9 protein-coding genes are annotated in these 16002 nt (G+C 42.4%); 2 read left to right on the top strand and 7 right to left on the bottom strand.

The annotated features are described in order from the left end of the window. Nucleotides 1-95: 95 nt before the first annotated feature. The gene (locus tag QYC40_RS16745; RefSeq protein ID WP_301991348.1) at nt 96-329 is read left to right on the top strand and encodes a hypothetical protein; all 234 of its coding nucleotides are present in this window, start codon (nt 96-98) and stop codon (nt 327-329) included. A 111-nt stretch (nt 330-440) separates the two neighbouring features. Here QYC40_RS16745 and QYC40_RS16740 read toward each other — a convergent pair whose 3' ends face one another. The 6 genes from QYC40_RS16740 to QYC40_RS16715 all read right to left on the bottom strand — a co-directional run bounded on the left by QYC40_RS16740 (nt 441) and on the right by QYC40_RS16715 (nt 9955). Beyond that, nucleotides 441-1319 carry an endonuclease/exonuclease/phosphatase family protein gene (locus QYC40_RS16740; protein WP_301991347.1) on the bottom strand — a complete coding sequence of 293 codons (879 nt, stop codon included), beginning with the start codon at nt 1317-1319 and terminating at the stop codon, nt 441-443. 10 nt (nt 1320-1329) lie between these two features. Beyond that, a complete protein-coding gene (locus QYC40_RS16735) occupies nt 1330-3081 on the bottom strand; it encodes a RagB/SusD family nutrient uptake outer membrane protein (protein WP_301991346.1) in 1752 nt (583 codons plus the stop codon). 22 nt (nt 3082-3103) lie between these two features. Then, nucleotides 3104-6622 carry a TonB-dependent receptor gene (locus QYC40_RS16730; RefSeq protein WP_301991344.1) on the bottom strand — a complete coding sequence of 1173 codons (3519 nt, stop codon included), beginning with the start codon at nt 6620-6622 and terminating at the stop codon, nt 3104-3106. A 182-nt stretch (nt 6623-6804) separates the two neighbouring features. Further along, on the bottom strand, nt 6805-7986 hold the full coding sequence (locus QYC40_RS16725) for a FecR family protein (RefSeq protein WP_301991343.1): 1182 nt from the start codon (nt 7984-7986) through the stop codon (nt 6805-6807). 50 nt (nt 7987-8036) lie between these two features. Then, on the bottom strand, nt 8037-8618 hold the full coding sequence (locus QYC40_RS16720) for an RNA polymerase sigma factor (RefSeq protein WP_301991342.1): 582 nt from the start codon (nt 8616-8618) through the stop codon (nt 8037-8039). 152 nt (nt 8619-8770) lie between these two features. Beyond that, complete coding sequence (locus QYC40_RS16715; protein ID WP_301991341.1) at nt 8771-9955, bottom strand: PLP-dependent aspartate aminotransferase family protein; 1185 nt, start codon at nt 9953-9955, stop codon at nt 8771-8773. A 106-nt stretch (nt 9956-10061) separates the two neighbouring features. Here QYC40_RS16715 and QYC40_RS16710 point away from each other — a divergent pair, with 106 nt between their 5' ends. Further along, nucleotides 10062-12557, top strand: coding sequence for a M14 family metallopeptidase (locus tag QYC40_RS16710; RefSeq protein WP_301991340.1), 2496 nt, complete (start codon nt 10062-10064; stop codon nt 12555-12557). An 87-nt stretch (nt 12558-12644) separates the two neighbouring features. Here the strand turns inward: QYC40_RS16710 and mfd are convergent, their stop codons facing one another. After that, on the bottom strand, nt 12645-15980 hold the full coding sequence (mfd, locus tag QYC40_RS16705) for a transcription-repair coupling factor (RefSeq protein ID WP_301991339.1): 3336 nt from the start codon (nt 15978-15980) through the stop codon (nt 12645-12647). Nucleotides 15981-16002 lie beyond the last annotated feature (22 nt).

The raw sequence follows: 16002 nt of genomic DNA, 5'->3' as shown, positions 1-16002 counted from the left end.
GCGTTGCTTGTAGCAGTAAGGCATATTGTTTGTAAATGATATGGATAGAGTCGATAATTTACTGTATAAGAAGTTTAATATAAATAAAACCATAGATGGATTTAACTAGAGTATTTGAAAAGCAGCTTTCTGATCGGACGATCACTTTCCAGGCAACATATGACCTCCAGAGCCACGGCTTTAATATTACAGAGGATAATCAAATTTCCTATGAACTTAGGTTTAATCCAGCAGAAAGGTCTTGGTCTGTGAGCGGTGAATATCAGCCTTCAATTCCGGTCGAGGAATTGGCGAAGTTGGTGCAAGAAAGTTTTGGTCATTTTGTATAGCAGTAGTGAAAAGGACTGCTTTTAATTGACGAGAATAGTCTCTGAAAGGAGATTTTGAATAAGCTCCCTTTGCAATGTTTTATTCCAAGGGAGCTTATTGATATTTGTCTTTTAAGGAAGCTCAAGTTCGACGTATACAGGGTAATGGTCGGAGATGATATGAGTTTTCTCGTTTTTGAGCACAATACTCTTCGTTAGCATTTTTTTTGCTGTCTCATTGGCCCACAGAAAGTCTATTCGCTTTCCAATTCCTGGGTTAGATTTCTTGATCTGTGCTTCGCCACTTTTGAAGGTAGGAACGGAGCTTTCAAAAGTTTTGTTCAATACTTTGTAGGAATCATAGAATCCAGCATCTTCTAACTTCTTAAGAACGGAATAATCGATCGCTCCATTATTCAGGTTGCGAACTTGTTCGCGCTTTATTTCCTGTTCTTTCATAGATGCTAGTACCGACGCGTCATAGTTCTTGCTATCCGATCCAGATAGAGAGTTGAAATCACCCGTAATTAGAATAGGTTCTTTTGGATTGAGCTCTTTGGTTTGTGCAATAATGTTCTCCACCTCTTCCAAGCGCTTCTTATAGCTAAACGGCGAGAAGTGAATGACGAAGATATGTATACCTTCTATCTTTGCGTAGATATAGCTGTGCCACATATTCTCGGTCACTTTTTTGAAGTTCACCATCGGCTTTTTTGATGTCAGCGCAGTCGGAAATCCCTCTTCTTTTGATTGTAAAGCATAGGGATGGTTGTAGCGTTTTGCTAACTCTTCCAATGTTTTTTGTTTCCAACCATTCATCTCTTGCGTAGCAACGATATCCGGGTCTAGCTCTTTCACTAGTTCGACGTAGCGATCGATGTTGGCTGTAGAGTCTTTTTGTAATCCGTATAGCACATTATAAGATAAGATCTTGATCTTTTTTTGTGCTATTGCTTGTGTGGAAACACAAGCAATAGCCATAATCGCTAAATATTTTACGATGTTTTTCATAGTGTTAGAATTAAGTTCCTGATGACGCCCATCCTGGGTTTTGTTTTAATTGTGGGTTTAACTCGAGTTCTTGCGTTGGAATAGGATATAGATAATCTTTTCCTTCATCCCATTTCTTAACAATATCTGGGAGATTGACGATACGTCCACCTTTATTGCCGTTCTCAAGCACTAATTCACCCAGTTTTTGGTATTGAACGCCTGGTTTTCTCGTTGGTGCAGTACCTTCGTAAATCACTAAATCTATTGTTCCATTCTTATCTAAATCATACTCACCTGCCCCTGGAAAGTATTGTCCATAAAAACGCTTCGATAAACGAGCGCCTTCTTTCCAGCGCATTAAGTCATTATATCGTTGACCTTCTTTTACGAGTTCGATACGTCTTTCGCGGCGAACCTCAAGGATTGCGCCAGTGAAACTGCTTTTCGTAACATTGGGATACTCCGATAATAGATAAGGGTCAGGATTAGCGTTGGCAGCTTGAAGGTTTAAATTCGGCATGCCCACGCGATCGCGCAATAACCTGATACTCTTATCGATATCTGCTTGCGTCAAAGTCCCTAATTCCGCCTTGGCTTCTGCAAAATTTAAGAGCACTTCCGCATAGCGAAAGATCGGCATATCGTTGGTTGATTGTCCAGCATCGAAAGCAGGCGCCAATATATACTTACTGTACTGATATCCTGTAACCGAGGTCGCAAAGTCGGGAACAGTGCTGCTATTGCTTCCAATTCTTTTGTAGCCAGGTGTGCGAATGGTCTGTGCTAAACGAGGATCTCTGTTCTGCATTTCATCATAGAACTGCATCGTTTGATAGTTCGCTTGATCGGTGAAGCGCGAGCCGTCTTTCATTAAGTAGCTGTTGACAAGAGACTTTTGCATGCCAGGTCTTCCGTAAGAGGCTGAAAGAATATAGAAGTTCGCAGAATGTACAAATGGTACGGATGCATCATACTGTCTTGCAAGAATCATCTCACTAGGAATAGCATTCTCAGCTATAAACAGTTCATGATATGCTTTATCTGTTGTGCTTTTGTAGATGGTATAAGGTCCTGTGTTCATGAGTTCCTCTGCTGCTGCTGCTGCTGCTGCCAATATCGCGTCTGAATCGCCTAATCCATGGTATTTACGGAATGTTCCTTCAAAAAGACAAATTCTCGATTTAAAAGCCAAGGCTGTCCATTTGGTGATTAATGTGGTGCTTTTTTCAGTTTGACAGTGTGCGATCGCAAAGTCGATGTCTTCTAACATTTTTTCGAAGATTACTTTTCTAGAATCTCTCGCCTTAAAAAGTCCCTCATCGTCTAACTCAAGTACGCTATCATACCAAGGCACATCGCCAAAGCGAACGACTTTTTCATAGTAAAAATAGGCACGGAAGAAACGTGCTACGCCTTCGTATTTCAGACGCGCAGCTTCGTCGGTACATTTATGCGAATTTTCGAGGAAGAAGTTGATCTGACGTAGTTCCGCCCAATCCCAGCCCGCACCGCTCGATGGGGTTTCTCGTGTTCCTTGTATCTCAGCGGCTAACGTATTGCGCGCTTCATCATCCGCTTGCGTCGGATTGTTATAGTGAATGGCTAACGCATCTGGAAGTTCCGAGTAGAAAGCATTGGTATAGTTCTGCAGCTCCGCAGCGGTTAAGAAATAGTTCTCAGGTGCTAATTCGGATAACGGATAACGCTCTAAGTAATCATCATTACATGCCGTCAGCAATCCGAATAATGTTATAATAGGTAATATTTTTCTGGTTTTCATACTGGTCAAAATCTATTAATAGTTAAAAGGATAATTGGGCACCGAAAGACACAACTTTACCCATCGGATAGCTTCTACCTGTATTATCTGTCATCACTTGCTCAGGATCGATATAGTCCGTTTTTAACTTCGTCCAGGTAACCAAGTTTTCACCGCTCATGAACAGTCTGAATTTATTGACGTGAATCCTATTTGTTAGACTTGTTGGGAAAGTGTATCCGACGGTTAAGTTTCTAATCTTTAAGTAGGATAGATCTTGTAGATACATGTCGTTATTAACCGATAGTTCGGAGTTTTGTGCCGTGTATCCACGGAGGAATGGGAAGTACGCATTCGGGTTTTCTGGCGACCAGATTTTGTCCGGGAAGTCGCTAGGAATAAACGAATCATATGGTCTTGCATATACCGACCAGAACGCTTGTGCTTCCAAGTTTGGATACCAGTGTCTTTTACCGATTCCTTGGAAAAATATAGAAGCATCGATCCCATTCCAGTTTGCACTAAGCGTTAATCCATAAGAATAGCGCGGTTGGCTATTACCGATTATTTCTCTATCTCCCGGATCAGCAAGCGTACTTTTCCCGGCATTGATAATTCCATCGCCATTTAGATCTTTGATCTTGATATCACCAGCTTGTAACCTCCGTAAATCCTCGGTAGGTGCCTGTACTCTTCGTCTGTTGATCTGGTCTTGGTTAACAATTTTCGCATATTCTTGTGCCTCTTCGGTTGTTTTGAAGAATCCATCGTAGCGATAACCCCATATTTCACCTAATTGCTGACCCTCGTAGTACGTATTCAATAAGCCGGCTGGATTACTAAACTTGGTGATTTCGGATGTATAATCTGATAGAATTGCTCTAACCGAGTAATTGAAGGGCTTGCTGCCTAAGTTCAACTGATCGCGCCACATTAGCGAGAGGTCAAAGCCTTTTGTTTTTAAATCGGCCGCATTAACCTTTGGTTCGCCAGCCCCAAATACTTCAGGAAGTGTTTCTCCGATACTTAACATGCCTATCGTATTACGAACATAATAGTCCGATTCCACGCTTAAGCGGTTGTTTAGTAGTGAGAAATCTAATCCTATATTGCTCGTGCTGATTTTTTCCCAAGTTAAGGTTGGTGCAACTGGCGCAGGATTGTAAGTCACGTTTAATTTTTGACCATCCACTAAATAGTTGATCTGCGCTGTTCCCATAGAAGCGATATATGCGTAGGTGTCGACTTCCTGGTTTCCTAGCGAACCGTATGAATAGCGAACTTTCAAGTTGTTGATGGAATTCTTGATCGGCTGGAAGAATGCTTCTTCACTAACTCTCCACCCAGCAGAGAAGGATGGGAAAAATCCAAAGCGACTTGATTTAGGGAAACGAGAGGTGCCATCATAACGACCACTGGTTTCGAATAAATATTTGCCTTTATAATCGTAGTTCAAACGATAGAATCCACCGCGAACTGCCCATTCATCAGCTCCCGCATTGAATTGTTTTTCACCGATAACAAGATCCAAATCATTTAAAGTCTCGGATAACAGGTCTTGTCCCACTCCACCAATTCGTTTATACTTGCGGTCTTCTTGGTTGAAACCTGCCATTGCAACGACGTTATGATCGCCGAAGCTCTTTTGATAATTTGCAAAGACGTTGATAAAATGCCATGAATATTTCGTCATAGCTTCGGTCAATCTATCCTGATTTAAAGCTCCTAACGAAGACAATTCCATTACACCAGGGTATTTCGAGTAATACTGCTTGGTCTGGCGATAACTGTTTTCACCTCTGAATTCGCGGTATGAATAGTTACCTGTTAGGGTCAGGCCTTTTCCAAAATTAATAATGGCTTCGGTCTTGTTCGTAAATTCGGTGCCATTATCATAACCCTTCATCGTTCCGCTTTCTAAAGCGTTGTGTAATCCATAACCGATTGGATAACTATTGATTCCTGAATAACCAGTCAATGTCCCGTCAGGGTTTCTAGGTACATACATCGCGTGATAATGGTACGTCGCACTGTTACTCACGTTGTTTGCAACCTTATTGAAGTTTGTTGAAAGCCCGGCCCAATCGTACGATGATTTAAAGAAATGGGTGCCATTGCTTACAGTTAACCAAGGTTTGATTTCTGTTGAAAGGTTCGCTCTTAAGTTATAGCGCTTAAATTTATCCGGTTGAATATTAAAAATACCTTGCTCGTTGGAGATAGCGCCAGATAGTGCATAATTGGTTTTTCCAGACTTCCCGCTTAACGATAGGTTGTGATCAGATTTCGGACGGTTATTATCGTAAAGGTAATTGAACCAATCAAAATTTGCATAATAACGATAGATGTCATTTCCACTGGCATCTTTCTTCACGACTACCCAAGGTCTTGAAGGATCTTCCGTCTTATCATTCACGCGGGCCAAAAGCTCTTCGTAGTCTTCATCGGTATAACGGGTCGTTCTATAACCTAAGGCATTGTACATTGCATCATCATTGATCTTTGCGTTCCAATATCCCGATGTGATAAAATCTGTATTTGTTGCATGAGTCGTAAATCCAAAATTGGCAGAATAATCAATCGATGCTTTGCCGTCTACTTTTCCTGTTTTCGTAGTGACTAGGATTACCCCAAATGCTCCTCTCGCGCCATATACGGCCGCCGCTGAAGCATCTTTAAGGACAGTGACAGACTCTACGTCATTTACATTGACACGATCCAATGTTCCTAGGATTCCGTCAATTAGGATTAAAGGGTCACCACCATTGATGGATGTATTTCCTCTGATATTTACAGAGCCACTAGTTCCTGGTTGTCCGGATCCGAATACTATATTCAGGTTCGGAATATTCCCTTGTAGTGCTTGGGTAAGCTGTGTCACTGGCCGATCTTCAAACTCTTCTCCAGAAATCTGACTCACGGCGCCCGTCAAGTTCACTTTCTTTTGTTCACCATAGCCTACAACCACGACCTCGTCAACTTCTGTCATAGCAGGTTGAAGCGTCACTTGTACCGAACTGCGATTTGCCAGAGCAATTTCTTGTTTTTCGAAGCCAATATTGCTGATCACAAGGACGGCATCGGATTTCGAAACGGTAATCTCAAAATTCCCCTGCTCATTCGTCATGGTGCTAGCAGTACCGCCTTTCTCTGTTATAGAAACATTGGAAAGCGGTTCGCCTTCCGCATTCTTAACCGTTCCTCGGATCTGTGATTGCTGTACTGAAGCCGCCTCTTTTGAAATATTATTGACCATTCTTGCAGCGGTAGGCTTCCGACGTAAGATCACATTCTTATCAACGATATTATAATCAATTGCATAATCCTTTAATAGGCTTTCTAGCGCTTTGTCAAAGGGCTTTTTATCAAAATCTACACTGACTAACAAGTTGCTTGGGAAAAAAGAACTGTCGTAGAAAATGTTGTAGCCACTTTGCTTTTGAATGTCTTTAAGAACATTAGTTATCCTAACGTTCTTCTTCTTTAGGGTGACCGTTTGGCCGAATGTGAAAGCGCTAGCTTGAAACACAGAGGCAAACATAAGGGCAATAGCTAGTTTCATCGATAGATATTTAGGTTTTCGATGCACAATATCTCCCATGGAGGAGATAATTTTGTTTTTTTTATACATTTGTAAATCGGTTGATTAGTTAATAATTAGCGTACTATCAGTCGAACTATTTATCAATTTTTCAGGGGCGGTCCTAACGCTCCTGTTTTTTCGATAAATGTGAAAAAGTAAGTTTAACTCATTACGATTATCCTCCTTTCTTCAATCTTAAACTTCACACTTCCTGTCAGCTCTATGGCTTTTAAAACTTTATCTATTTTCTCGTATTTTGAAATTGTTCCTGAAAATTTAATTTTCGAAAAATTACAGCGATACTCAACTTCCACATCATACCAGCGCTCCAGATCTTTCATAACCGTGCTTAGCGAAGTATTTTCGAATGCGAAATTCCCATCTTTCCAGGCGATCGTATAAAACGGATCAACATCTTTAATGTGAAAAGACTGATGCTTGGAATGATAGCTGCTTTGTTGGTTAGGAGCTAGCAAGCCACCTTTTTTGTTTGGATAGCTTAACTGAACCTTTCCTTCTACCAAGGTCGTTTCGATTCGGTCGCTGTAAGAGTTGATGTTGAATGAAGTTCCGAGGACCTTCAATGTCTGTTCCCGGGTTTTTACGATGAAGGGAATCTTATTATTGTTTTGAACCATTTGCCTTACTTCAAAATAAGCTTCTCCATCAAGCTCGACTTCTCTTTTGGCTTTATCGAATTGAAGTGGGTAACGAATGGTCGAGGAGGCATTCACGAATATCTTGCTGCCGTCGGGAAGCTGCAAGTTATATTCGCCACCCTTTGGCGTGACTATCGTATTGTAAAGACCCGCAGAACTGATATTTTCATCCGTCAAAGTATAAGTGAGCTCACCTTTAGCATTCTTGTATATCTTATAGCCCGCAAGTTGTAAAGTCGTGTCGGAGCGTAAATTCGCAAGATCAACTATCTTCCCATCTTCCAGTACCAGCTTTGCTTTTGCTCCTCCAGGAAGGATGTCAATCTGTTCTCTTTCCGCTGAGACAACATCATCTGTTGAGTTTGGAAGAATCGATGGAGTCAAGTAAAAGAATAGTAGCAAGGCAGCGGCGACAGATGCTGTAGTGATGTAAAGCCAGTTCCTTGATTTAATGCTGCGCTTTTCTTGAGGAAGGATTTCCTCCGCTATACGACGATAAATCTTCTCAGATTCCATGTCCACAACAGAATTGCTATTTTCAAGAAATAGATCCTCGCTGGCCTGTTCAAAAACAGCGTCAAACTCTTCCGAATGGAAAAATTCCTTAAGCCGCTGCAACTCAGCTGCAGTTAATTGATGGTCCTTGTGTTTTTGGATTAAGTCTTTTAGTTCCTCTTTTTTCAATTGGTCTTGCTTTTACACTATAAAGGCAATCGAAAAGAAAGAGGACTAGTCTACATGAAAAAAAAGTAAAAAATAAGCAGATATAGCTTTTCGAGATTGCTTTTTATTTTTTTCGATGCTGTAATGAGCTGATTCTTCACGGTGTTCCGAGAACTCCCGGTGATCAAAGAAATCTCGTCATAAGAATAGCCTTGGAGTTTACTCAAGCGGTAGATTTCGCTTTGCTTCTGCGGTAATTGATCGATCAATTTATTTAGTATGCCCTTAAGATCTCTTGACTTCAATTCTTGTTCCGTCTCTTCACAAGGGACTTCCAATGCATTGTTTTGTTCCAATTGATCAGTAAGGTTGAGGATTTGTGCTTTGAAGGCTTTGGCTACTAATCGTTTGGTGATAACAAAAATATAGGGATATAGGGCATCAGGACTACTGATCCGTGATTTGTTCTTAAACAATTGAATAAAGGCTGTTTGGACAATCTCCTCGCTTTTATAAACGTCGTTTAGCGTAGCATAGGTGTAACGGAATAGAATTTTGTGATATCGATCGAAAACCAACTTGAATACGATTTCATCTCCATCTTGAAAAAGTTGAAACTGATAGTCAGTAAGATCTAAATCATGTGCTTTCATTCTTGGCTAGGCAATTCTTGGTCAAAGAAACATTTTAAAGATAAATGAATTGTTAATTCAAGTTTAATAAAATGCAAAGAATATTATTCCTTTCAGAAAACACAAAAGGAGTTGGCTGTAGAAACCAACTCCCTTAAATATCTTTTTTCAACTTATTTTATCCCTTCCAGCGCTGCTTCAAAATCGCCAATTAGGTCATCGATATGTTCAATCCCTACCGATATCCGCAACATTCCTGGCGTAATTCCCGATGTCTTCTTTTGCGATTTATCATGGTGGCTGCCCCACATGCTTGCAGGATGGACTACTAAAGATTCCACACCGCCCAAGCTTGCCGCATTGGCAAAGATTTGTAACTTATTAAGTACCTGTTGAGCATGTTGATAGGCCTGATCCTCATCGCCGACAATTTCGATACACAGCATGCCTGTTCCTCCACGCATCTGCTTTGCCGCCAATTCATATTGAGGATGCGATTGCAAGCCAATATAAGCCACATGCTTAATCGCAGGATGTTTTTCAAACCATTCCGCGATTGCAAGCGCATTGCTATTGATCTGTTTTACGCGCATAGCAAGGGTCTTCATGCCACGAAGCAGAAGCCAGGAGTCAAATGGACTAAGCGATGCACCTAGAACCAGCGACCTGCGCCATGCCTTATGTATAAATTCCTTGCTTCCGCATATTGCGCCTGCCGTTAAATCACTATGGCCGCCAAGATATTTCGTTGCACTGTGCACAACGATGTCAATGCCAAACTCTGCAGGCGTTTGATTGATGGGCGAAGCGAAAGTATTGTCTACCATCGCGGTGATTCCATGTTTCTTACCCAACTGTCCGATGTATTCCAAGTCGGTCACATCCAGATTCGGATTGGAAGGTGTTTCCACATAAATCAACTTGGTGTTCTGCTGAATCGCTCGCTCAAACGCAGTGTTATCCTTTTGATCTACATGCGTAACGGATATGCCGTAGTCGTTCAGAAATTCTTTAAAGAATAACATCGCGCCCGAATAAAGCGAGTTTTGTGTAACGATATGATCTCCTTCTTTTACTACTGCAAGGATCGCGGTGCTGATCGCAGCCATTCCCGTTGCCAAAAGCAAAGCATCTTCTGTTTTCTCCAGACTTGCCAAGATCGCAGCAGCCTGCGAATTTGTGGGGTTGCCATGACGATGGTAGAACGTCGGGTGTTTAGTTTCTGTCGCCGCGACGATATACTGCTGCAAGTCTTCGTCAGCATAGTAAGTGGAAGTTTGATATATGGGCGTGACAACAGCCTTACTGTCGTTGAAGCCACATCCTTGATGTATAAGGTCAGTTTCTAAATGTGCCATGAACGGTAGATTGAAATAAATGAGATGGAAATTAGCAAAAATTGCACGCAAATCGTTAATTTAAAGTCCTAAATATTCACTGAATATTGCTTATTAACCTATTTGAATGAAAAATCTCTTACTTTGCTTGCTATGTGCTTGCAGTTTTTTGAGCTATGCGCAAATAAAATCACCGGCGGATTTTCTTGGCTATCAAGTCGGGACCCGGGTGACTCCCCATTGGAAAATATTGGCTTATTACGATCATATTGCTGAGCAGGTTCCTAACCAGGTAAAATCAGAAGCATATGGCACTTCCGTAGAAGGGCGTCCGATGCGTGTATATTACGTATCATCCCCGAGCAACATCAGTAAGCTCGAAGACATCCGAAACAATAATCTTCGATTGGCACATGCGGTCGAAGGGACAGGGCAAACTAATATTCCCGCTATTATCTGGATGAGCAACAATGTGCATGGCAATGAAACATCGTCGGCTGAAGCATCTATGATGACGCTGTACGAATTAGTGAACCCAGCAAATACGAAAGCTAAAGCCTGGTTGGATAAGTCCTTAATCATTATCGACCCCTGTTTAAATCCGGATGGAACCGAGCGATATGCGAACTTTCATAATGGCGTGGTCGGCAAGAACTACAATCCTGATTTATATGCTCGTGAGCACCGCGAGCCCTGGCCAGGTGGTCGATACAACCATTATTACTTTGATTTGAATAGAGATTGGGCATGGCAAACACAGGCGGAAAGCACGCAGCGCGCCGTTATTTACAACAAATGGCTTCCCCATATCCACGTGGATTTCCATGAACAAGGAATTAATGCGCCTTATTATTTTCCACCGGCTGCAGAGCCTTTCCATGAAGTAATTACGCCGTGGCAACGTGAGTTTCAAACGACCATTGGGAAGCATAATGCAAATTACTTCGATTCAAAAGGATGGCTTTATTTCACTAAAGAGCGCTTCGATTTGTTCTATCCATCCTATGGAGATACCTATCCCCTGTATTCCGGTTCTATTGGTATGACCTATGAGAAGGCGGGAAATGGTTCCGCAGGTTTAGGAGTTTATATGGACGATCGCGATACTTTAACTTTAGTTGATCGTGCCATTCAACATCATGCCTCCGGACTCAATGTTGTGGACGTCGTATCGACACATGCGGAAAAGGTAGTTCAGGAATTCAAGAAGTTTGGTGATGATGCTGTTGCTGGAAAACTGTCTTCTTATCATACCTATGTGCTCAAATATGATCAGGCTAGGGATGGAAGAATCAGAGCCTTGTTGAACCTGCTGGATAAGAATAAAATCAACTACTACAGTTCAACAGGATCTGTTAAGGGCTTGGATTACTTCAGTAAGAAAGAGCAGTCGCATAGCTTAACTGTCAATGACGTCGTAATCCCGGGCAATCAAGCGAAGGCTGCCTTGATACGGGTTCTATTTGAACCGGAAGCTAAATTAACAGACTCTGTTACTTATGATATTACCGCTTGGTCCTTGCCTTACGTCTATGGCATCCCGGCGATTGCATCTCATACGAAAGCTAGCAATTTAAAACCCTATCAGCTTGCCAAGATCAGCAATGAGAGCAGCACTGGATTTGGATACGCCATAAAATGGGATGGTTTCTCGGCAGCACAGCTAACCGCGGCCTTGTTGAAGAACAGAGTCAGTTTAAAATCCTCCGAACAATCTTTCAAGATTGGCAATGAAGAGTTTCCGAAAGGCTCTATCCTGATTATGAAGAATGCCAATCAGACGGTGAAGCTGGATCAACTACTGAAAGAAAATGCTGACCGTTTGCAAGTGAAAGTCCATAACCTAAGTTCAGGAATCGTAGAAGGAGGCAAGGATTTAGGAAGCTCGGATGTGAAAACTGTGAAAGCACCGAAGATCATGATGTTTGCGGGCGATGGGCTTCGTGCGACCAATGTTGGCGAGGTATGGCATTATTTTGATGAGCAATTAGATTATCCGATTGCCCTTGTCAATCCCTTGGATTTTTCACGTGTTAAATGGGACGAAATCGACGTCGTCGTGTTAGCGAACGGTACACATCCCTTTCTCAAGGATAAAGAGCAAGCAGCAAGGTTCGCTTCCTGGTTAAGTGCGGGAGGAAAAGTAATCGCGCTAGAATCAGCAGTAGGACAGTTAGCATCGCAGGAGTGGAGTGCGTTGAAGCCATTGAAGCAGGACTCTGTGGCTAAAAGCAAAGCGAGTCCATTGCTGAAATATAGCGATCGCGAGCGCGAATCGCTAAAAGAATACACGGCCGGAGCCATCTATAAAGTAACTTTTGATAGCTCACATCCATTAATGTTCGGCGTCAAAGATTACTTCACGTTGAAACAGGATGCAAACCTATATCAATACTTCGAAGCAGGCAAAGGCTGGAATGTGGGCTATATCAACGAAGGAGCAAAGATGAGCGGTTTCGTAGGAAACAATCTCGCAAAGAAACTAAAGAATGGGCTAGTATTCGGCGAGCAGAAAGTAGGGCAGGGTTCGGTTATCTACTTAACCGATAATGTGTTGTTCCGTAATTTCTGGGAAAATGGAAAAGTAATTATGGCGAATGCGGTATTTCTTACTGCAGACTAAAGGGGGCTTTTTAATGCATTGATACGATGTTCTATTGATCGCAAAATTAGCCAATCAATAGAACATCGTATTTGAAAATAACTTTTATTACTTCATTTCAGACAACAAGCTGATCGCATATTCTATGCTGTTCACATTGCTGATCGCAATGCGGAGCTGCCCTTTAACCTCTTTGAGGTTGCTGATGCTAGCATGTCGTTGAACAAAGGCCAATACCTTTCCAAACTGCTCAGATTGATAATAGCTGGACTTGGTATTGCTCACAAAGAATCCTTTCAATGTTTCTTTCTTGTAAGAAATCTTTTCTAAGCCGATCTCTTTACCTAGCCACTGCAAGCGCAACGTATTGAAAAGCTCAAAAACAGGGGCCGGGATAGGTCCGAAACGATCAACCAGTTCCTGTTCAAATGCCTGCAATTCAGTCTCATTCTTTAACTTGGCGATATCATTATATAGATTATAGCGTTCGGAGATATTCGTCACATACTCATCCGGGATCAGTACTTCCAAATCGGTATCTATCTGTGTAAAAGTCACATACTTTCTATCCTTATCGTCTGCAAAGAGGTCGCCGAACTCATCGTCTTTCAGCTCCTGTACGGCTTCGTCCAATATCTTATTATACATCTCGAACCCGATCTCTGCAATAAATCCAGACTGCTCCGCACCCAATAGGTTACCGGAACCACGGATATCCAAGTCGCGCATCGCCACATTAAAGCCCGATCCCAGTTCCGAAAACTCTTCAATTGCCGAAAGGCGTTTGTAGGCCTCGTTCGTTAATGTCGATAATGGTGGGCTCAATAAATAACAGAATGCCTTTTTGTTGGAGCGTCCCACTCGTCCGCGCATCTGGTGCAGATCGCTCAAGCCGAACATATGCGCCTGGTTGATGATAATCGTATTCGCATTCGGGATGTCCAGGCCTGCTTCGATAATGGTCGTTGCAATCAGCACATCGTAGTCATGGTTGATGAATTTCAACATTACATCCTCCAGTTCATCGCCTTCAAGCTGTCCATGTGCTATACCTACTCTTGCTCCGGGTACCAGCTTACGAATAAGCATACCTAGTTGCGGAAGGTCAGCAACACGGTTGTGGATAAAGAAGACCTGTCCGCCACGATCTAACTCATAACTTACAGCCTCCTTGATCAAAGCATCGTTAAAAACATGCAGTTCCGTTTGCACGGGCTGCCTGTTTGGTGGTGGCGTGGAGATAATGCTCAAATCGCGAGCACCCATCAGTGAGAAGTGCAAGGTTCGAGGAATGGGAGTAGCCGTCAATGTCAATGAATCCACATTGGCGCGCATCACCTTCAGCTTCTCTTTCACCGAAACGCCGAATTTCTGCTCCTCATCAATAATCATCAGTCCCAAGTCCTTAAACTTCACATCTTTGCTTACCAATCGATGCGTACCGATGATGATATCGATCTTACCTTCTTCCAGGCGTTTTAAGCTGTCTTTAATCTGTTTTGAAGACTTAAAACGGTTGATGTAGTCAATGTTAGCCGGCAATCCTTTCAAGCGCTCAGAGAAGGTCCTGTAATGTTGCAGGGCAAGAATGGTCGTCGGAACCAATACAGCAACCTGCTTACTATCGGCAACCGCTTTAAACGCGGCGCGTATTGCCACCTCCGTCTTTCCGAAACCAACATCCCCACAGACCAATCTATCCATCGGATGTGGAGACTCCATATCCTTCTTCACATCGTTGGTAGCCTTTTCCTGGTCAGGAGTGTCTTCATAAATAAAGGAAGCCTCCAGCTCGCGCTGCAAGTAGGTGTCGGGGCTAAACGCATTCCCGGTTTGGGCCTTACGCTTGGCGTATAATTGAATCAGGTCGCGGGCAATGTCCTTAACCTTCCTCTTCGTTGTTTTCTTCAGTTTTTCCCAAGCATCTGTCCCTAGCTTATTCATCTTCGGAACGGTGCCCTCTTTTCCGGAGTACTTGGAAATGCGGTTTAGGGAGTTGATATTGACATAAAGCAAGTCATTGTCTGCATAGATCAAGCGAATCATCTCTTGCGTCTTGCCGTTCACATCAATCTTCTCCAAACCTGCATATTTGCCGACTCCATGGTCAATATGGGTAATGTAATCGCCTGGTTTCAGTTCGCTCAGCTCTTTTAAGGTAATCGCTTGCGAACGCTCATAACCTTTGCGGCGTTTATATTTATAATAGCGATCAAAGATTTGATGATCAGTATAACATGCCAACTTTTGCTCATCATCACGGAATCCTTCGCGCAAAGCTTTGTAAACCGGCGTAAAGCTAATGGTCTTGTCCAAATCGTCCAGGATGGCATAGATACGTTCGATTTGCTTGGTCGAATCGGAGAAGATCAGGTTCTTGATCGCATTCTTCTCATTTTCATGAAAATTATGAATCAATAAATTGAAATCTTTATTGAAAGATGGCTGCGGATGTATGTCGAAGCTGATCGTATGATCGGCTTTATAGTAAAATTGCTTCCCGAATTCGATGATCGGAAATTCGAACAGCATGGCTGCAAAATTCTTCTCATCGGTAAAGGTAAAACGTGGATCTATCCAGTCAGGATTGCGTTGTATATCCTGTTCTGAAAGCGCCTTCCAGAATTTGGAAGCACCATGATAGCCTTCTTTAATGATGTCTAAGCTATACTGCACATCCTTGACCCATAGGATGGCGTTCTTGTCTATGTATTCCAACAACGAAATATGGTTGGCCGAGAGAAACTTAGCCTGAACATTCGGGACGATAGTAACCGTATGTATTTTGCTGACCGAAAGTTGAGATTCGATATCAAAGGTCCGGATACTTTCAATCTCATCACCAAAGAACTCGATACGATAGGGGAGGTCATTGGAGAAGGAGAAGATATCCACGATTCCACCGCGAATGGCAAACTGCCCAGGTTCATAAACGAAATCTACTCGTTCGAAATCGTATTCATAAAGGAACTCATTGATGAAATCAATGCTGAGTTTTATATTCTGCGTAATCTCCAGCGTGTTCTTTTCCAAGTCCTGCCTGTTGATCACTTTCTCTGAAATCGCTTCCGGATAAGTAACCACAATTCGCGGTAATTCCGAGTTATGGTTCAAGGAGCTTAGCGTCTCGGCACGTTGCAAAACATGCGCACTATCGATAATGCTGATATCGAAAGCTTTCTTGTAGGAAGCGGGGAAAAACAAGATCTGCTTATCAAACAGACTTTCCAGGTCGCTCAAAAAGAAGGAAGCATCCTCATGATTGGGGAGAACAAAGACGTTCATCCTTTTTTCTTCCGCATATAAGGCTGCAGCAAGCATGGCATCGGAAGAACCGATAAGCCCTTTTAGCTGAATCTTAGGATTTCGAGCTTGTAAATTTTCCTTGATGGAATGAACTTGTTCGGATTGACTGTATTTTTCTAAGAGGTCTTGGATGTTCACGTGTGAGAATATTTTTGCAAAG

This window comes from Sphingobacterium sp. BN32, from assembly GCF_030503615.1.
In the GTDB taxonomy this organism is placed as follows: domain Bacteria; phylum Bacteroidota; class Bacteroidia; order Sphingobacteriales; family Sphingobacteriaceae; genus Sphingobacterium.
This window is presented reverse-complemented; position numbering and strand designations above follow the sequence as displayed.